Raw genomic sequence first — 20,466 nt, forward strand, 5'->3', positions numbered from 1 at the left:
TCATTAACGTAGCCGGTTATATTTTTTGAGGCAAATGTAACCGGTTACATTTTTAGAAAGCGACAACGATGGCGATAACGATCAAGGACGTGGCGCAGGAGGCAGGGGTATCGGTGGCCTCGGTTTCGCGCGCGCTCAACGGTCACGCCAGCATCACCGACGACACCCGCAAACACATTCTGGCGGTGGTCAAGCGCATGCGCTACATGCCGCACGTGGGCGCTCGCAGCCTGACGACCAGCTTCACCAACACCATCGGCGTGCTGCTGCCGGACCTGTATGGCGAGTTCTTCTCCGAGATCATTCGCGGCATCGACGTCGCCGCACGCGCCCGTGGCCTGCACCTGATGGTATCGAGCCTGCACGGCGACGCCGACGAAGTGGCGCTATCCATCCGCGCCATGCGCGGCCGTGTCGACGGCCTGCTGGTGATGTCGCCCCATGTCGACGCCGCGCTGCTGTCCGATAACCTGCCCGAAGACCTGCCCATCGTTTTAATGAGCACCGCGGCCGGCGGCACGCAGTATGCGTCGATCTCGTTCGATAACTACAGCGGCGCCTACGCGATGGTGGCCCATCTGGTGGGGCAGGGCTACAGGCGCATCGCATTCCTCGCGGGACCGGCCGGTAACTTCGAAGCGCAGGAGCGGCTGCGTGGCTACCACGCTGCCCTTGCCGCGCTGGCGCCGCAGGCCGTGGCGCAGGTGTTCGAAGGCGACTTCTCCGAGGAGTCGGGGCAGCGCGTCGGCCAGGCGCTCGCGGTTGCGGCCGAGCGCCCGGACGCGCTGTTCGCCGCCAACGACATGATGGCCATCGGCGCGCTGCTGGAGTTGCGCCAGCACGGCCTGGAGCTGCCGCGCGACATCGCGCTGGCCGGCTTCGATGATATTCGTATTGCCCGGTACGTCAGTCCGGCATTGACGACCGTTCGAGTCCCGATCGTCGATCTGGGTGTGCGCGCGTTGGAGCGCCTGCACGCACAAATCGGCCAGCCTGGAAGCATCCCGGCCACCGCGCAGACGCTGGACGCGGAACTGGTGGTGCGCGCTTCGACGGGAGGCACCTGAATCATCCAGTAGCACCCGCATCACCCGTTTCATGCCTTAGTAGTACAACAAAAAAGTACACAAAAAAACAGGAGACAACCATGAACAACACCCAACGGCAAACGCCGTCCCTTCGTCTGTCCGCAATGGCCGCGGCACTGGCCGCAGCACTGCTGACAGCCATCCCGGCACACGCGCAATTGAGCAGCGCGACGATCCAGGGGCAGGTCACCAGCGGCGCCGCGCCGTCGGCCGGCAACGCGGTCAGCGCCACCAACCAGTCGAACGGCTACGTCTACAACACCGTCACGCGCGCCGATGGCAGCTACGTGCTGACCGGCGTCGCGCCTGGCACTTACCAGATCAAGGTCGGCGAACAGAAGTCCGAACTGGTGACGGTCAGCGTCGGCCAGACCAGCCAGGTCAACCTGTCGTTGCAAAGCGGCGTGCAGCAGGTCGTGATTACCGGGTCCGCAACGCGGCGCGATGTCGCCGGCTCCGAGGTCGGCACCTCCGTGTCGCGCGAACAGATCGAGAAGCTGCCGCAGGTTACCCGCAATTTCCTCTCCTTCGCCGACCTGGCGCCGGGCGTGCGATTCAGTGTCGATAACAGCGGTAACGTCAAGCTGCAATCCGGATCGCAGAACCAGGACAACGTCAACGTCTTCATCGATGGCGTCAGCCAGAAGAACAACATCCTGCGCGGCGGCGTCTCGGGCCTCGATACGAGCCGGGGCAATCCGTTCCCGCAATCGGCGATCGCGGAGTACAAGGTGATCGCGCAAAACTACAAGGCCGAATTCGACCAGGTATCGAGCGCTGCAATCACCGCCATCACCAAATCCGGCGGCAACGAGCTGCATGGCGACGCGTTCTGGGACCACACCGGCACCAACCTCACGGCCAAGGACCCGTTCCAGAAAGAGTCGGAGCAGCGGGGCGTCGGCCGTCCAAAGTCGTCGCAGGATCAATATGGCATGACCCTGGGCGGCCCGATCAAGAAGGACGTGGCGCACTACTTCTTCGCCTATGAAGGCAAGAAGATCGATAGCCCGCGCCAGGTGATCGCGCAGCGCACTGACTTGCTACCCAACGCAGGCATCGTTCCGTCGCTGTTGGCGCAGGAGGGTAACGCCGTATCGAAATTCAAGGAAGACTTGTTCTTGCTGAAGGTCGACGCGCAGATCGCTAAAAACCAGCGCGTGGAAGCGACCGCGCGCGTGCGGCGCGAGACCGATATGATTCCTGAGGACGTGAAACTGAGCGTGGCCGAGAATGTCCTCAATCGCAGCAACGATGAAGACCGTTTCGATTTCAAGCATGAGTGGAGCAATGACGACTTCCTCAACGAGGCCCGCATCGGCTACGAGAAGTACAGCTGGAATCCCCATTCGAACGCCAATTCGCCCTACATCAAGTATCAGGTCTCGCCGAGCAATACCGATAACAACGTGGTCGATGTGCTGGTGGTCGGCGGCTCGCCGAACAACCAGTTCCGCCAGCAGAGCGGCCTGCTGTTCCAGGATGACCTGACCTACACCGGCAAGAGCGGGCATACGATGAAGGCTGGCGTCAAGGTCAAGCACATCACGTATGACCTGTCGGGCACCGCGTTCGCGGTCGAGCGTCGTATCGAGCGGATCGACACCGTCACCGGTGTGCCAAGCTTGATCCGTTCCGAAGCGGCGGTGCCGCCGTATGGCGTGGAGTTCTCCAACAACCAGTACGGCATCTATTTCCAGGACGACTGGCAGGCGACCGACAAGCTGCTGCTTAATCTCGGTATGCGCTACGACTACGAAGACAATATGCTCAACGATAGTTACGCGACGCCGGCCGACCGTGTGGCGCTGTTTGGCATGCAGGATCCGCGTCAAGGCGCGCCAGCCGGCCAGACCTACGCGCAGTCGCTGGCCAAGGGTGGCGTCAATATCGGCGAGTACATCAGCACCGGCAACAGCCGCAAAGCATTCAAGAAGGCCTTTGCGCCGCGTCTGGGGCTGTCCTACGATATCTACGGCGACCGCGCATCGGTGCTATTCGCTGGTTGGGGCAGGGCGTACGACCGCACCATCGCCAACCATGCGATGGACGAGGCCCAGAAAAATGCGCAGACGGGCGGTGAAATCTGGATGATCAAGAACGATCACAAGATGGCGTACACCGACATGTGGAGTTTCGGTTTGCGTCAGGCGCTGGGCATCTGGAACGGCGAGGCGGGCTACACCAACTCGCGCGCCCGCAACCAGTTTAACTGGTTCGGCGGTAACCGCGATCCGCAGGGTGGTTGGGGTAACGCCAGTCCGATCGATCCGCTGTTCAATTCCGTGCCCGGTTACGGCACGCTGGTGCTGGGCGATTTCATCTCGCAAGCAAAGACCGAGTCGGCGTATCTGAAAATGGACAAGCCATATTCCAGGGCTTCGACCTGGAGCCTGGGCGCGACCTACACCTATAGCAGGGCCGAAACCACCAACAAGGAATGGACCAACGAGATCTTCAACTGGACCTATGGCCGCTACGCCTCCGCGTGGAATCCATCGACCGATGTCGAGCGCCATCGGCTGGTGGTCGCCGGCGTATCCGACGGCTGGCTGCCGTGGGGGCTGATGTTGTCCGGGAAGGTGACCCTGGGTTCTGGCCTGCCTTACCGTATCACGGATTGCTCCGCGGGTTCCACTCAGTGCGTGTCCGTCAAAGGTGATGGCGACCGATTCCGCCAGGTCGATGTCGGCTTGTCGAAGGAGGTCGGGTTCCGCTTCGGCCGCGTGTCGCTGCGTGCCGATGTGCTCAATCTGTTCAACACGATCAACTATGGCGGCTATGATGGCTGGGGCGGTGGCCCTGGCAATCCGCAGAACCGCCTGGGTGGCGACAACAGAAATCTCGGCGTGCCGACCGCCATGGGCGGCCAGATGCGCACCTTGAAGTTCAGCGCGCGTTACGCGTTCTGAGGTGTACATGAGCGTATTTTCCAAGCCTCGCGTCCTTCACACCGCCGCCAGCCTGGCGTTCGCCGTCTCCGCCTTGTTTGCGGGCGGCGGCGCCGCGCAGGCGCGCGATTCGGCGCTGCCGCCGATGTTCGACGACCTTCAGCGCCGCACGTTCGACTTTTTCTGGGAAACCGCCAACCCGGCCAACGGCTTGGTGCCGGACCGGTATCCAACGCCGTCCTTCTCCAGCGTCGCGGCGGTCGGCTTCGGGCTGACCGCCTATCCGATTGGCGTCGAGCGGGGTTATGTCACGCGCCAGCAGGCACGCGAGCGCGTGCTGGCCACCTTGCGCTTCTTCCGCAACGCGCCTCAGGGCGACGCCAAAGGGACGTCCACTAGCGGCTACAAGGGCTTCTTCTATCACTTCCTCGATATGAAGACCGGCCTGCGGCACGACAAGGTCGAGTTGTCGACCGTCGACACGGCGCTGTTCCTGGCCGGGGCGCTGTTCTGCCAATCCTATTTCGACGGCAATGACCCGGCGGAAAAGGAGATCCGCAAGCTGGCTTCGGAGATTTACGAACGGGTCGACTGGACCTGGGCGCAGGCGCGCAAACCGTCGATCGCGCTGGGCTGGCATCCCGAGTCGGGCTTTATTCCCTACGATTGGAAAGGCTACGACGAGGCGATGCTGGTGTACGTGCTGGCCCTCGGATCGCCGACGCATCCGGTACAGCCGGATGCGTGGAAAGCCTGGATCAGCACCTACGCAAACAGCCTGGAAGGGAAGGGCGACAAGGAGCATCTCGGCTACCCGTCGCTGTTCATCCACCAGTACAGCCACGTGTGGATCGATTTTCGGGGTATCCGCGACGAGTACATGGGCAAGCGCGGATACGACTACTTCGAGAACAGTCGCCGCGCCACCTATGCGCAGCGGGCCTATGCGATCGACAATCCGTTGCGCTGCAAAGGTTACGGCGCCAATGTGTGGGGCATCACCGCCAGCGATGGCCCGGTCGACAAAACGCTCGACTACGGCGCCATCAAACTGCCGTTCCGCACCTACACGGCACGCGGCATCGGCGGCCTGAAACACTATGACGATTGCACCCTGGCGCCAACGGCCGCCGCATCGTCGCTGCCGTTCGCGCCGGAGATCGTGGTGCCGGCGATGCTGGAGATGAAGAATCGCTACGGCGATTGGATCTACGGAAAGTATGGCTTCCTGGACGCCTTCAACCCCAGCTTCGACTACGATATCCCGGTCTCGCAAGGGCGTACGATCAAGGGCAAGGGCTGGGTCGATAACGACTATCTGGGCATCGATCAGGGACCGATCATCGCCATGACGGAAAACTATCGCAGCGATTTGGTCTGGCGCGTGATGCGCGGGCATCCGGTCATCCGGCGCGGGCTGGAACGCGCTGGCTTCACCGGCGAGTGGTTGCGGCAGCCGGAGAAGGTCAAGCCGGCCACAGAGATGGCGCCCGCCCAATGACGCAAGGTTTTACAAGGCTGCGACGCTTGTCCCACGCCACGCTGCTTGTCGTTGCGTGCGTGGTGCTGGCCTCGTGCGCGCCACGCAAGGAGCAGGGCGTGGTCCTGAAGTTTTGGGCCATGGGGCGCGAGGGCGAGGTGGTCACCGCGCTGATGCCGGAGTTCGAACGCACCCATCCCGGCGTGCGGGTCGAAGTCCAGCAGCTGCCGTGGACCGCCGCGCACGAAAAGCTGCTGACTGCATTCGCCGGCGACGTCATGCCCGACATTTTCCAGCTCGGGAATACGTGGGTGCCGGAGTTTGCCGCGCTGGGTGCACTGCTGCCGCTCGATGCGCAAGTCGCCGCCTCGAAGCTGGTGACGCCGTCAGACTATTTTCCCGGTATATGGGATACCAATATCGTGGACGGCAAGCTGTGGGGCGCGCCGTGGTATGTCGATACGCGCGTGCTGTTCTACCGCCGCGACATGCTGGAGAATGCGGGATATGCCAAGCCGCCGCAAACCTGGGTCGAATGGATGAAGGCGATGAACGCCATCAAGCGCCGCGTGGGACCGGACAATTATGCGATCCTGCTGCCCAGCGAAGAATTCGAGCCGCTGATGGCGCTGGCCCTGCAGAACGACGAGCCCTTGCTGCGCGACGGCGGCCGCTATGGCAATTTCCGCAGCGCGGGTTTTCGCCGCAGCCTGCAGCTCTATGCCGACATGTTCGCGCAGAAGCTGGCACCGATGAACCGCATCACCAATGTGTATCACGAATTCGGCATGGGTTACGTTTCGTTCTACATCTCGGGTCCATGGAATATGGGCGAGTTCAAACGCCGCCTGCCGGCCGACCAGCAGCAGCACTGGATGACGGCCATTCTACCCGGGCCTTCGGGGCCGGCGGCATCCATCGCCGGCGGTTCCAGCCTGGTGCTGTCGGCTTCCTCCAAACACCCGCGTGAAGCATGGCAGCTGATCGAATACCTGTCGCGCACCGATACGGCGGCGCGGTTCCACCAATTGACCGGCGACCTGCCGCCGCGCCGCAGCAACTGGAATGTGCCCGCTCTTGCCAACGATGTTTATGCCCAGGCGTTCCGGCAGCAATTCGAACGCGTGAAGCCGGCGCCCAAGGTGCCCGAGTGGGAGCGCATCGCCACCGAAATGCGGCTGGTCGCGGAGCGCGTGACGCACGGCGAGCTGACGGTCGACGAGGCGGTGGTGCAATTGGACGCCAAGGCCGATCATATTCTGGAAAAGCGCCGCTGGATGCTGGCGCGGAAGGAGGCGCGATGAACTCGCGCCGCGCCGCCTGGTGCTTTGCCGGACCCGCGCTGCTGGTCATTGGCGTCTTCTTCTTCCTGCCGGTGCTCGCCGCGCTGGTGATGAGCCTTACCGACTTCGATATCTACGCGCTGGCCAACCTGGATAACCTGCGCTTCGTTGGGTTGCGCAACTACGCCGAGCTGCTGCAAACGCCGCTGTTCTGGCAGGCGCTCGGCAATACGCTGTACTTCGTCGTGGTCGGCGTGCCGTTGTCGATCGCCGCCTCGCTTGGCGCCGCACTGCTGCTCAATTCGAAACTGACCTGGTTCAAGGGCCTGTTCCGCACCGCTTTCTTCGCGCCGGTAGTGACATCCCTGGTGGCGGTGGCGGTGATCTGGCGCTATCTGCTGCACACGCGCTACGGCATGATCAACCACGGCCTCGATCAACTGGGCATAGCGCCGGTGGATTGGCTGAACGATCCCGATTGGGCGATGCCGGCGATTATCCTGTTCGCGGTCTGGAAAAACTTCGGCTACAACATGATCATCTTCCTCGCCGGCCTGCAAAGCATACCGGACGATCTGTACGAGGCGGCAGGACTGGACGGCGCCGGCGTGTGGGGCCAGTTCCGGTTTATCACCTGGCCGATGCTTGGGCCGACGATGCTGATGGTGAGTATCCTGAGCATGTCGGGCTACTTCCAGCTGTTCGCCGAACCGTATGTGATGACGCAGGGCGGGCCGGTACAGAGCACCGTCAGCGTGCTGTATTTCATGTATGAGCAGGGGTTCAAGTGGTGGAATCTGGGCGCGGCATCGGCGGTGGCCTTCGTTCTGTTCGCGATCATGTTCTGCGTCACGCTGCTACAGCTGCGCTTTGCCAAAGGAGCGGACGCATGACGCCATCGTCCTGGAGGCCACGTGCGCTGGTACTCAACACGCTGATGCTTGTCGCCGGCGCGCTGACCTTATTCCCGCTCCTTTGGATGCTGTCGGTCTCTTTGATGGAGCCCGGCGAGTCGAGCGCGTACCCGCTGCCATTCCTGCCGAGCGCCGCGACGCTGCATAGTTATCGTGAGTTGTTCAGTCAAGCCGGTATCGGCAAATATCTGCTAAACAGCGTGCTGTTGTCATGCGCGGCGACAGTGTTGTCGCTGCTGTTTAACGTCAGCGCCGGCTACGCCTTCGCCAAGCTGCAGTTCCGTGGGCGCGATCGGATCTTCAAGGTCATGCTCGGCGCGCTGGTGATACCGAGCCAGGTGGCGATGTTGCCGTTGTTTTTGCTGCTGAAGTATCTGGGGCTGGTCAATACCTACGGCGCGGTGCTGGTGCCGGCGATGGCCGGCATCTTCGGCATCTTCCTGGTGCGACAGTACGCGCTGACGATACCGGATGCGTTGCTGGAGGCGGCGCGCATGGACGGTGCCAGCGAGTTCCGCATCTTCCGCGTCATCGTGCTGCCGTTGCTTACGCCGATCCTGGTCACGCTGGGTATCTTCACCTTCCTCGGTACGTGGAACGATTTTATGTGGCCGTTGATCGTGCTGACCGATAAAGACTTGTACACCTTGCCCGTGGCGCTGGCATCGCTCTCGCGCGAGCACGTCCAGGATAACGAGTTGATGATGGCCGGTTCGGTGTTGACCATTCTGCCGGTGCTACTGCTGTTCCTTGGTTTGCAGCGCTATTACATCCAGGGCCTGCTGGTTGGGAGCGTAAAGGGATGAGGATGGCGCTCATTCAGATGCTGGCTACCGGCCTGGCTGCGGCGTTCATGTCCGCAGCTATCGCGGCGGAGCCTCCGCCGCGCATGATCGATGATCTTTCCGTCGTCGGCGCGTGGCAGGCGCAGGCATCCGATGGCGTGCGCACGGCCGCTGTCTCCGCCGATGGCGCCTTGCGACTGGATTTCGACTTTGCCGGCAAGGGCGGCTACGCCTTCGTACGCCGCGCGCTACCGCTGGACCTTCCGGAAAACTACGAGATATCGTTCTACGTGCGCGCCGACGCGCCGGTAAATCATTTTGAATTCAAGATGACCGATGCCAGTGGCGACAATGTCTGGTGGTTCCCGCAGCAGAATTACACGTTCCCGAAAGAGTGGCAACTGGTGCGCATCAAGAAGCGGCAGGTGCTGTTCGCATGGGGGCCGACGAAGGATCGCGTACTCAAACATGCGGACCGCATCGAGTTCGTTGTCAGCGCCGGCAGCGGTGGCGCTAAAGGTTCGATCTACCTGAAGCAACTGGCGATTCGCTCTTTGCCGCCGGTCCCGGACACCTGGCCGGCGGCGGTCGCGCAGGCATCTTCCCAACTAACCGGCGGAGCGGCCGCTCTGGCGGTCGATGGCGACGCGGCTACGGCATGGGTCGTCCCGAACAACAAGGGTAAGACGCAGCGGCTGATGATCGATCTTGGCGCGGAGCGCGAATTCGGCGGCCTCGTTCTGCATTGGCAGGGCCGCCGCTACGCCAGCGATTACGATATCGAGCTGTCGTCCGATGGCAGGCAATGGCGCCTGGTGCGCAGCGTCGTCGCGGGCAACGGCGGTGACGATCCGTTACGGCTGACTGAGTCCGAAGCCCGCTATATCCGGCTTGTACTGCGCAACGGTCCTTCGGCGACCTATGCGCTGGCGGATGTGGATCTGAAGGCGCTGGAATGGGGCGCGACGCCGAACCAGTTTATCGAGGGCGTGGCACGTGTCGCCCGGCGTGGATTGTATCCGCGCGGTTTCTCCGGCCAGCAATCATACTGGACGCTGGTTGGCGTTGACGGCGGCGGGGATCACAGCGCGCTCATTTCCGAGGATGGGGCGCTGGAGGCGAAGCAGGGCGGCTTTTCCGTTGAGCCGTTCGTGCGTGACGGCGGCCGGCTGTTCACCTGGGCCGATGTCACGGTGAGTCAGAGTTTGCGGGACGGTTATCTGCCGGTGCCGTCGGTGTTGTGGCGGCATCCGGATTGGACGATGTCCGTGACAGCGGCCGCCGACGGCACGCCGGCTTCATCGCGCCTGCTGGCGAGGTACGAGCTGAAAAACCTTGGCGCGAAGGCGCGGCGCATGCAATTGGTTCTGGCGGTGCGTCCGTTCCAGGTCAACGCGCCGCGCCAGTTCCTCAACACGCCGGGTGGCTTCAGCGCCATTCGCGATGTGCGCTGGGACGGCCAGGCGATCACCATCAACGGCGATAGCAAAATCCACCCACTGCGAAAGCCAGCCGGCGTGGCGCTGTCGTCGTTCGACGGCGGCCTGCTGCCTGCTGACCGTTCATCGGGTAAATCCGCCGCTAGCGGCCTGCATGACGAAACAGGCATGGCCTCGGCGGCGTTGACGTACGACGTCGTGCTGCCGGCGTATGGCAGCGTTGTTATCGGTGCGGTGCTGCCGATGGCGGGCGGTTCGACGCCGCACTCCCTGCCGGCGGCAGGAAGGGACGGCGCTGCGTGGCTATCCGAGCGGCAGGACGCCGTTGCGGCCGAATGGCGCGACAAGCTGAATCGCGTCACGCTGAAAGTGCCGGCGGCGGGGCAGCATATGGCCGACACCCTTCGCTCGTCGCTGGCGCACATGCTGATGACGCGCGAAGGCGCATCGCTGCAGCCTGGCACGCGATCCTATCGCCGCTCCTGGATACGCGATGGCGCGATGATGTCGGAGGCATTGCTACGGCTCGGGCAAGCCGACATCGCTGCCGACTATCTGCGTTGGTACGCACCGTACCAGTTCGACAACGGCAAGGTGCCATGCTGCGTCGACCGCCGCGGCGCCGATCCGGTGCCGGAGAACGATAGCCACGGCCAGCTGATCTTCCTCGCGGCGGAGCTTTATCGCTATACGCGGGACAAGACCGCCTTGGCAAACGCATGGCCGGGGATCGACGCCGCTGCCCGGTACATGGAGACCTTGCGTCAGTCCGAGCGTGTCGATGCAAACCGCACGCCCGAACGTCGTGCTTTGTATGGCCTGATGCCGGCTTCGATCAGCCACGAGGGATATTCGGAAAAGCCGATGCACTCGTACTGGGATGATTTCTGGGCGATGCGGGGTTACAAGGACGCCGTTCATATCGCCGCAGCGCTTGGAAAAACCGATGACGAACGACGGCTCGCATCGGCGCGCGACGAGTTCCGCCACGACCTTTATGCATCGCTGGACGTCGCCGCCGCCTTGCACGGCATCGACTACCTTCCCGGCGCGGCGGAACTGGGCGACTTCGATCCCACGTCGTCGACCATCGCGCTCACGCCCGGCGGCGAACAGCAGTTCCTGCCGCCGGCGATGCTAAAGGCCACATACGACAAATATTGGGAGTTTTTCCTGGCCCGGCGCGATGGCCGCAAAGCGTGGGACGACTACACGCCTTATGAGCTGCGCAACGTCAGCGCTTTCGTACGGCTGGGCTGGCGGGAGCGGGCGGCGCAATTGCTCGACTACTTCTATGCCGATCAGCGTCCGGTCAAGTGGAACCAGTGGGCCGAAGTGGTTGGCCGGGATATGCGACAGCCCCGCTTTGTCGGCGACATGCCGCACGGCTGGATATCGTCAGACTACATCCGCGCGGCGCTCGATTCGTTTGCCTACGAGCGCGAGTCGGATCAGGCCTTGCTGCTGGGCGAAGGCGTACCGGTCGACTGGCTGCGCGGGGAGGGCATCGGCCTTCACGGATTGCGCACGCCTTATGGCCCGCTCAACTACAAGCTGGCGGCTGCCGACGGCACGTTGTCTTTACACGTAGAGGCGATGCCACGCCTGCCTCCCGGCGGAGTGGTCCTCACCTGGCCATGGGATACGGCGCCTGGCGTGGCTACCGTGAACGACAAGCCGGTGGCATGGCAAAACCGGCGGATCACGATCGACAGCCTGCCGGCGGTACTGAAAATTAATGGCGCGCCGTTTTAACCTCAAGATCACAAGGATCATCCAATGAGCAAATCCATCCAGTTTCCCGCCGACTTCCTGTGGGGTAGCGCGACGTCCGCGTATCAGATCGAAGGTTCGCCGCTGGCCGATGGCGCGGGGCCGAGCATCTGGCAGCGCTTTTGCGCGGTGCCGGGAAATGTCCGCGACGGCGACAATGGCGACATCGCATGCGACCATTACAACCGCTACAAGGAGGACGTCGCGCTGATGGTGAAGCTAGGACTTAAAGCCTACCGCTTCAGCGTATCGTGGAGTCGCATCTTGCCTCAAGGGCGGGGCGCCGTGAACCAGGCCGGCCTGGATTTCTACAGTCGGCTGATCGACGAGCTGCTCGCCAACGGCATTGAGCCCTTGCTCACGCTGTATCACTGGGACTTGCCCGCCGCGTTGGACGATCGGGGCGGCTGGCTCAATCCCGACATCGCCGACTGGTTCACCGACTACGCGCGGGTACTGTTCCAGGCCTTCGATGGACGCGTCAAATCGTGGGCGACGCTCAACGAGCCTTGGGTGGTCACCGACGGCGGCTACATGCACGGCACCTTGGCGCCGGGCCATCGCAGCGTGCACGAGGCGGCGCTGGCCAGCCACAACCTGATGCGCGCGCACGGTAGCGCGGTCAAGGCCTATCGGGAGGTCGGACGGCATCGGATCGGCATCGTCGTCAACATCGAACCTAAATATCCTGCCAGCCAGTCGCAGGCCGATCTGGATGCCACGCGGCGCGCGGACGCCTATATGAACCGCCAGTATCTGGATCCGATTTTCCTGGGCGCCTATCCGCCGGAGCTGAAGCAAATGTTCGGAGACGCCTGGCCGGACTGGCCCGCCGCCGATTTCGAGTTGATCGGCCAGAAGCTCGATTTCGTCGGTATCAACTACTACACCCGCAGCGTGGTGCGCGATGATCCCTCCAACTGGCCGCTGAACGTGGCGCCGGTGCGCCAGAACCAGGCGACCTACACGGAGACGGGATGGGAGGTGTTCCCGCAGGGGTTGACGGACACGCTGGTGAACTTCAAACGCCTGTACGGCGACACGCCGCTGTACGTGATGGAAAACGGTTCCGCGTTCTACGACCCGCCCCAGGCAGAGGGCGGGCGGGTGCACGATCCGTTGCGCGTCGATTGCCTGCGCAAGAACATGGGCGCCATCAGCGCCGCGCTGGAAGCGGGCGTCGATCTTCGGGGCTACATGGTATGGTCGCTGCTTGACAACCTGGAATGGTCGCTGGGCTTTTCCAAGCGTTTCGGGATCATTCACGTTAATTTTGAAACGCAGCAGCGCACGCTGAAGGACAGCGCGATGCTGTACGCCGATATCGTCGCCAGCAATGGCGCCTGCCTCAATCTGGAAGCCGGACATCACAATGAATAATCCTCTTGATAACATCCCTGCACAGGAAGCGCGGCTGCTCTCCAATGGCAACTTCACCACGCTGATCACCGGCGCTGGCACGGGTTTCAGCCGGGTCGGCGACATGGCCCTGTCGCGCTGGAGCGGCGACCGCGTCGAGGACGGCGAGGGCTATTTTATTTACCTGCGCGACACCGTCAGCGGCGAGGTCTGGTCGCTGGGTTTGCAGCCCGGCGGGCCGGGGGACGCGGTCAGAACCTCCGGCGGCGAGGCCGGTAGCTTCTGGATTGGCGTCTCGGCGCATGGCATCGCGGCGCATATGGAGATCGCCGTCGATCCCACGCGTGATCTCGAACTGCGCAGCGTGGTGCTCAAGAATACCGGTTCGACCGACCGCCATATCGAGGTGACCAGCTATCTGGAAGTGGTGTTGAATCGGCAAGCGGATGAAGCATCCCACCCGGCTTTCTCCAAACTGTTCGTGCAGACCGAGTTCGATGCCGTCACAGGTGCCTTGCTGGCGCGGCGCAGACCGCGCGGCGAGGGCGATGCGGCGCTGTGGATGGTGCATGCCGCCGCCGGTGGCGACGCCGCCGGCTTCGAGACCGACCGCACGCGCTTCGTTGGACGCGGACGCGACCTGCGCTCGCCGTCCGCCATGGACGGAGCATTGTCCGGCACCGCCGGAAATGTGCTCGATCCCGCATTTAGCTTGCGCCGGACGGTAACGCTGGCGCCGGGCGCGCACACCGGCGTGGCATTCATCCTCGGCGCGGCGGACAGTCGTGAGCACGCGCTGGCGCTGGCCGTTGGCCTGGAACCGGCGGACCGCGCACCGATCAATGCCGCCCGCGCCGCCCAGCAGGCGCTCGAGCAAGGACTGGGTTTGAGTTCGGACGAGGCGACTTATTTACAGCGGTTGGCGGCTGCGATGCTATATGGAGAGTCGGCCGTGCGCGCACCCCGCCATACCGCGCGTGAGGTCGAAGCGTCCGCCGATATGGCTTCCGTCGCGTCGTTATACGATCTTCCGGCCGGGCCGCTGGCCGTCCTGTGGGTCGACGGCGCCGACGATGCCAACGCGGCTCTGCTGCTGCGTGCTCGCCGCTATTGGGCCGCGCACGGCTGGATGGTCGACGTCTTACTACTCGATAGTGTCGGCTCGTACAAGGATGCGGAAGGCGTCCATGTGCGCAAACCCGCGATATTCAAGAAGCAGGATCTCGCGTTGATCGAAATGACGGCGCTACTGGTTGTTCGCGGCCGGATGCCGGTGCTGGATGCCGATGTCGCCGCCACCGAGCCGCCCGCAACGCGCACTGCGCAATCGGACGGACCGGCGACGGTGCCCGGCCGCGCCGTGCTGCATCACTTTAATGGTTATGGCGGTTTTACCGACGCGGGCGACGAATATGTGATCCGCATGGACTGGGACGCGACCGATGGATTGCGCCGTCCGCCGCTGGCCTGGACCAACGCCATTTCGAACGAAGGATTCGGCTTTTTGGTCAGCGAGAGCGGCGCCGGTTATACCTGGAGCCGAAATAGCCGTGTCCACCGGCTCACGCCATGGTCCAACGATCCGATACGCGATCCTCATGGGGAGGCGCTGTATCTGCGCGACGAGGACAGCGGCCAATACTGGTCGCCGGTTCCGGGCCCGGCTCCGGCCGGCGCGGGATATGAAGTGGCCCACGGATTCGGCTACACGCGCTTCAATCACTTCAGCCATGGCCTGGAACAGGAGACTGTGATGTTCGTGCCGCGCCATGATCCGGTCAAGATCGTCCGTGTGCGGGTGACTAATCGCGACGAGGTTGTGCGTCGGGTGTCGATGTTCTCCTATCAGCGTCTGGTGCTGGGCGGGACGCCGGCCGACAGCAGCAGGTTTGTCATCACCGAGTGGGATGCCACGGGCGCGCTGCTCGCGACCAACCCGCTCGCCGGCCAGTTTGCGGACGGCGTGACGTTTGCCGCAGCGTTGCCGGGTGATGGAGTTGCGGTGCATCACAGCGCCGACCGTGACGCTTTCATCGGCCAGCACGGCGACCTTGCCAAGCCTGCCGCGCTGGCTGGCGCGCAATTGAACGGTGCGACAGGGGCGGGACTCGATCCCTGCGCGGCGTTCCAGACCACGCATGAACTGGCGCCGGGAGCTACCCTGGAATGGGTTGTGCTTCTCGGTGAAACGCAGGAGCGCGCGACGGCGCTGGAGCTGGTAAGTCGCTATTCGGCAGCTGGGGCGGTGCAGCACGCGCTCGACGAGATCACGGCGTTCTGGAGTCAGACGGTCGGCGCCGTGCAGGTACGCACGCCGGTGCCGGCCATCGATTTGATGCAGAACGGCTGGCTGGCGTACCAGAACCTGAGTTGCCGCATCTGGGGGCGCTCGGCGTTCTACCAGTCGGGTGGCGCATTGGGCTACCGCGACCAGTTGCAGGATTCGAGCGCGATGATCTACGCGCGCCCGGATTTGACGCGTCAGCAGATCCGCATCCACGCGGCGCACCAGTTTGTCGAAGGCGATGTGCTGCACTGGTGGCATACCGCGCCGATGGAACGCGGGCTGCGCACGCGCTTCTCGGATGATCTGCTTTGGCTGCCGTACGTTGCCGCGTTCTACATCAAGACCACCGGCGACTGGAGCGTGCTCGATGAAGTGGAACCATTCCTGACGGCGCCGTTGCTGGAAGAGGGCGAAGACGAGGTGTATCTGAAGCCGTCGCTTTCCGGCGAAAGCGCGAACGTCTACGAGCATTGCTGCCGCGCGCTGGACCGCTCGCTCACGCAGGGCGCACATGGTCTGCCGCTGATGGGCACCGGAGACTGGAACGACGGCATGAATCGCGTCGGCCGCGAAGGACGTGGCGAAAGCGTTTGGATGGGCTTTTTCCTGTCGCGCATCATCAAGGATTTCCTGCCCATCTGCGAACGACGCGGCGACACCGCGCGCATCGCCATCTACAGCGCTTATCACGATCATCTGGATCACGCCCTCAACGATGGCGGATGGGACGGCGAATGGTATCGCCGCGCCTACTACGACAACGGCGCCGTCATCGGCTCCAAGGACAGCGACGAGTGCCAGATCGACGCGCTGGCGCAGGCATGGGCGGTGATCTCGGAGGCAGCGCCACCGGAACGCGCTGCGCAGGCGCTGGACGCGTTGGAGCAGCGGCTGGTGTCCGAGCAGGATGGACTGATACGACTGCTGACGCCAGCCTTTGTCAACACCCCCAACGATCCCGGTTACATCAAAGGATATGTCGCAGGCGTGCGCGAAAACGGCGGCCAGTACACACACGCGGCCTGCTGGGTGGTGCGGGCGATGGCCGAAGCCGGACGCCGCGACCGCGCCGCGCCGTTGCTGGAGATGCTCAGTCCAGTGACCCATGCGCGCGACATGGCGGCGGTGGCGGTGTATCAAGTCGAGCCTTATGTCATCGCGGCCGATGTCTACGGCGAGGCGCCGCACGTGGGGCGCGGCGGCTGGACCTGGTACACGGGATCGTCCGGCTGGATGTACCGTGTGGGGTTGGAGTCCGTACTGGGCTTCAGCATCGAAGACGGCGACACGATCGTGATGGCGCCACGCATCCCGGACGATTGGCCCGGATTCAGCATCCGCCATCAATTGCCTGATGGCGGCGGCAGCTATGAGATCAACGTGCTCAATCCCGGCCATCGCGCCAACGATGTTGTTTCAGTTACCCTTGACGGCACGGCGCTCGCCGCCGACGACGGTGTGGCGCGCATCCCGTTGCTGCGGGATGGCGCGGTCCATCGCGTCGAACTGGTTTTGGGTTGAGGGGAAGTCATGGCAGGAGTTGACATTCGTGGCATACGCAAGGGGTTCGGCCAGCAGCCCATCCTGCGCGGCATAGACCTGAGCATCGCCGACGGCGAGTTCGTGGTGTTCGTGGGGCCGTCGGGCTGCGGCAAATCGACCTTGCTGCGCACGATCTGCGGATTGGAAAGCGCGGACGAAGGCACGGTGAGCATCGGCGGTCGCGATATGACGCATGTGACGCCGGCCGCGCGCGGCATCGCGATGGTTTTCCAGAGTTACGCACTGTATCCGCACATGACGGTGTTCGACAACATGGGTTTCGCGCTCAAGATGGCGGGACTGTCGCGCGAGGAGATCCGCGCGAAGGTGGAGCAGGCGGCTGCTACGCTGCGCATCGAGCCGCTGTTGCAGCGCAAGCCCAAGGAACTGTCCGGCGGACAGCGCCAGCGGGTTGCTATCGGCCGTGCGATCGTGCGCCAGCCGGAGGTGTTCCTGTTCGACGAGCCGCTGTCCAATCTGGACGCGTCGTTGCGGGTGCAGATGCGTATAGAGCTGAAAAACCTGCACCGCACCTTGCGCAGCACGATGATCTACGTAACCCACGACCAGGTGGAGGCGATGACCTTGGCCGACCGTATCGTGGTGCTGCGCGGCGGACAGGTGGAGCAGGTCGGCGCGCCGCTGGAGTTGTATCAGCGGCCCGCCAATATGTTCGTCGCGGGTTTCCTTGGTTCGCCGGCGATGAACTTCCTGACCGGCGTGGTGGAACTGCTGGCGGGGCAGGCGATGGCGGTGCGGCTCGCCGACGGCGCGCTGGTGCCGATCGGCGCGCGCGATGGCTTGCTTCCCGGATCGCCGGTATCGCTCGGCGTGCGCGCCGAGCACATGGCGCTGGCGCCGCCCGATCCAGGCGGTGTGGCCGGTATTCCGGTCACGGTGCAGGCGGCCGAACTGCTGGGCGACGCCAGCTACATTTACCTGACTCCGGACGGCGGCGCGACGCAGTTGATCGCAAGGGTGGACGCCGAAGCGCGCTGGCAGGGCGGCGAGACCGCAGTCATTCGCGTTGAGCAGGCGCGTTGGCATGTCTTTGATGAATCCGGACAGGCCGTTTATTAATTTCGCCTAAGCGCGCCGGCCGGCGCGCGAGTATTCACCCCCGTTACTATATACAGACCTTGATCCTCAAGGTTTTGGCCAGCCAAGTTCGGCATGATTGTTGCCCCCAGTCGCCCATGATCCGGGGGGTGTTGTCACCGAACTTGGTGGGTGGCTGGTGATCGCTGATAGGGACTTGGTCCAGAGGAAATCCTGAGGCCATCCGTAACGTGGATGCCGAGACCTGCTGCCGTAAGTTGTTGGCCATTACAACCTCTTGTAGCGGGAGGTCGCATGGACGCGATTGAACATTACGATTCTGTAGATGTCTTTATTGGCGTTGACGTCGGCAAGGGAGAACACCATGCCGTTGCACTGAACAGAGCTGGCAAACGCTTGTTCGATAAGGCGATGCCGAATGACGAAACGAGGCTGCGAGCGCTGATTTCCAACCTCAAGGAACACGGTAACCTACTGCTGGTCGTTGACCAGCCTACAACCATCGGAGCATTGCCGGTGACCGTCGCCAGAGCCGAGGGTATCCTGGTGGCATATCTCCCCGGCCTTGCCATGCGCAGAATTGCGGATCTGCACGCTGGCGAAGCCAAGACCGATGCACGAGACGCCGCCATCATCGCCGAAGCGGCACGCTCAATGCCGCATGCACTGCGCTCACTTCGTCTCGATGATGAGCGGTTGGCGGAGCTGACCATGCTGTGCGGTTTTGACGATGATCTGGCCGATCAGATTACCCAGACAAGTAACCGAATTCGCGGACTACTGACACAAATCCACCCAGCGCTGGAGCGCGTTCTTGGCCCGCGACTTGATCACCCCGCTGTACTGGATCTACTACAACGACATCCGTCACCGGCGAGCCTTGCCGCCACCAGCGAAAAGAGCCTTGCGAACAAATTGAGCAAGCTTGCCCCTAGAATGGGTAAAGGCTTAGCCCATGAAGTTTTCCTGGCACTTTCCGAGCAGACGGTGATTGTGCCAGGAACAAACGCCGCAACAATTGTCGTGCCGCGCCTGGCGCACCAGCTCGCGGCACTGCGCCGTCAACGCGACGAGGTCGCCCAGGAGGTTGAACGGCTGGTGCAAGCACACCCTCTTTATTCAGTCCTGACCAGCATGCCAGGAGTCGGCGTCAGGACCGCTGCGCGACTCCTTACAGAGGTCGCAGCAAAAGCGTTTACCTCTGCTGCTCACCTCGCGGCCTATGCTGGGCTGGCGCCAGTTACCCGTCGCTCCGGATCGTCGATTCGCGGTGAACATCCATCACGGCGAGGAAATAAAGTGCTCAAGCGAGCGTTGTTCCTATCCGCCTTTGCAGCGCTACGAGACCCGGTATCGCGGGCTTACTACGCTCGAAAGATTAGCCAAGGAAAACGACACAACCAAGCACTGATCGCTCTCGCCAGGCGGCGCTGCGACGTGATGTACGCCATCATGCGAGATGGGACACTTTATTGCCCCAACCCCCTCGAGACCGCTTGACGAAGGACATATGGACACCCCCCGAAGATCGCTTGACTGCGCGATTTTATCGGCTTATAGTTAGATAAATGTCTAATTAGATGAGTGACTAATGAATGTCCCCAACAACGCTTTCAAAGCCATCGCCGATCCGGCGCGGCGCGAGATCCTGCGGCTGCTGCGGCAAGGCGAGATGACGGCGGGCGATCTGGCGGGGCATTTCGATATGAGCAAACCTTCGATGTCCCACCATTTCGCGGTGCTCGGCGAGGCTGACCTGATCACTAGGCGGCGGGATGGCCAGACCATCTGGTACGGGCTCAATACCACGGTGCTGCAGGATGTGTTGGCGTGGGTGATGGATCTTACCGAGACGCAAGCCAAACCCGCACTGGGAACAGAACAAAAAGGGAGAATAAAGTGAGAACACGTTATCTCGTCGTATGCCTGTTGCTGGTCGCCGCTGCCTGCGCTGCGCTCATCTACTGCTGGCCGCTGCTGCCCGAGCAGGTGCCTGTACACTGGAATATTGAAGGCCAGGTGGACGGTTATGCCGGGCGCGCGGTCATGTGGGTGCTCGGTCCCGGGGGCATGGCGCTGTTCACGTTTGTGGGATTGGCGTTACCGGTGCTGTCGCCGCATCGCTTCGGCATGACAGAGTTCCTGTCGACTTACTACTACATCGCTGGATTGGTTGTCTGCATGCTTGGCTACGTGTTCGCGCTGGTGCTGATCGGCGGGACAGGCGGCGAGGTGTCGATGCAACGCGCAGTGCCGGCGGGACTGTTCCTGCTGCTTACCCTGACGGGGAACCCGATGGGCAAGGTGCGCCGCAACTTCTATGTCGGCATCCGCACCCCATGGACGTTGGCCAGTGAGCGCGTCTGGTACGCCACGCACCGCATGGCTGCGCGGCTGATGGTCGCCAGCGGTGTGCTCGGCATGCTGGCGCTATGGATGCATGCGCCGGGGTGGGGTATCTTGCTGCTTGGGCTGGCGTGGGCGCCGCTTGTAGTCCTCTACTCGCTGCTGCACTATAAAAGGCTTCAGAAAGATCATCAATTCGAATCGCTCTAACCGGAGGTTT

At 62.9% G+C, this 20,466-nt stretch carries 13 protein-coding genes; all 13 read left to right on the forward strand.

Annotation, left to right across the window (positions count from 1 at the left end):
* Positions 1-68: 68 nt before the first annotated feature.
* The 13 genes from ACZ0BA_RS02005 (at position 69) to ACZ0BA_RS02065 (ending at position 20,456) form a co-directional block, all read left to right on the forward strand.
* Positions 69-1,067: a LacI family DNA-binding transcriptional regulator gene (locus ACZ0BA_RS02005; protein WP_463449694.1), complete on the forward strand. Its 999-nt coding sequence runs from the start codon at positions 69-71 to the stop codon at positions 1,065-1,067.
* An 80-nt stretch (positions 1,068-1,147) separates the two neighbouring features.
* Complete coding sequence (locus tag ACZ0BA_RS02010) at positions 1,148-4,000, forward strand: TonB-dependent receptor (protein WP_463449695.1); 2,853 nt, start codon at positions 1,148-1,150, stop codon at positions 3,998-4,000.
* A gap of 7 nt (positions 4,001-4,007) precedes the next feature.
* The gene (locus tag ACZ0BA_RS02015) at positions 4,008-5,480 is read left to right on the forward strand and encodes a glucoamylase family protein (RefSeq protein WP_463449696.1); all 1,473 of its coding nucleotides are present in this window, start codon (positions 4,008-4,010) and stop codon (positions 5,478-5,480) included.
* 26 nt (positions 5,481-5,506) lie between these two features.
* The gene (locus ACZ0BA_RS02020) at positions 5,507-6,763 is read left to right on the forward strand and encodes a sugar ABC transporter substrate-binding protein (protein WP_463449697.1); all 1,257 of its coding nucleotides are present in this window, start codon (positions 5,507-5,509) and stop codon (positions 6,761-6,763) included.
* Positions 6,760-7,635 carry a carbohydrate ABC transporter permease gene (locus ACZ0BA_RS02025; RefSeq protein ID WP_463449698.1) on the forward strand — a complete coding sequence of 292 codons (876 nt, stop codon included), beginning with the start codon at positions 6,760-6,762 and terminating at the stop codon, positions 7,633-7,635. The genes ACZ0BA_RS02020 and ACZ0BA_RS02025 overlap by 4 nt, the downstream gene beginning before the upstream one ends.
* A complete protein-coding gene (locus ACZ0BA_RS02030; protein ID WP_463449699.1) occupies positions 7,632-8,462 on the forward strand; it encodes a carbohydrate ABC transporter permease in 831 nt (276 codons plus the stop codon). Before ACZ0BA_RS02025 ends, ACZ0BA_RS02030 begins: the two co-directional genes overlap by 4 nt.
* A 2-nt stretch (positions 8,463-8,464) precedes the next feature.
* Positions 8,465-11,635 (forward strand): discoidin domain-containing protein, encoded by a 3,171-nt coding sequence (locus tag ACZ0BA_RS02035; protein ID WP_463449700.1) that lies wholly within the window; start codon positions 8,465-8,467, stop codon positions 11,633-11,635.
* A gap of 24 nt (positions 11,636-11,659) precedes the next feature.
* Positions 11,660-13,033, forward strand: a complete 1,374-nt coding sequence (locus ACZ0BA_RS02040) for a GH1 family beta-glucosidase (RefSeq protein WP_463449701.1) — start codon at positions 11,660-11,662, stop codon at positions 13,031-13,033.
* Positions 13,026-16,820, forward strand: coding sequence for a GH36-type glycosyl hydrolase domain-containing protein (locus ACZ0BA_RS02045; protein WP_463449702.1), 3,795 nt, complete (start codon positions 13,026-13,028; stop codon positions 16,818-16,820). The genes ACZ0BA_RS02040 and ACZ0BA_RS02045 overlap by 8 nt, the downstream gene beginning before the upstream one ends.
* A gap of 9 nt (positions 16,821-16,829) precedes the next feature.
* Positions 16,830-17,921: an ABC transporter ATP-binding protein gene (locus ACZ0BA_RS02050; RefSeq protein WP_463449703.1), complete on the forward strand. Its 1,092-nt coding sequence runs from the start codon at positions 16,830-16,832 to the stop codon at positions 17,919-17,921.
* Positions 17,922-18,194: 273 nt separating this feature from the next.
* A complete protein-coding gene (locus tag ACZ0BA_RS02055) occupies positions 18,195-19,400 on the forward strand; it encodes an IS110 family RNA-guided transposase (RefSeq protein WP_463449704.1) in 1,206 nt (401 codons plus the stop codon).
* Positions 19,401-19,491: 91 nt separating this feature from the next.
* Positions 19,492-19,803 (forward strand): autorepressor SdpR family transcription factor, encoded by a 312-nt coding sequence (locus ACZ0BA_RS02060; protein WP_463449705.1) that lies wholly within the window; start codon positions 19,492-19,494, stop codon positions 19,801-19,803.
* Positions 19,800-20,456, forward strand: coding sequence for an SdpI family protein (locus ACZ0BA_RS02065; RefSeq protein ID WP_463449706.1), 657 nt, complete (start codon positions 19,800-19,802; stop codon positions 20,454-20,456). The genes ACZ0BA_RS02060 and ACZ0BA_RS02065 overlap by 4 nt, the downstream gene beginning before the upstream one ends.
* The last annotated feature ends 10 nt before the right edge of the window (positions 20,457-20,466 follow it).

This window comes from Duganella sp. AC917 (genome assembly GCF_979258245.1).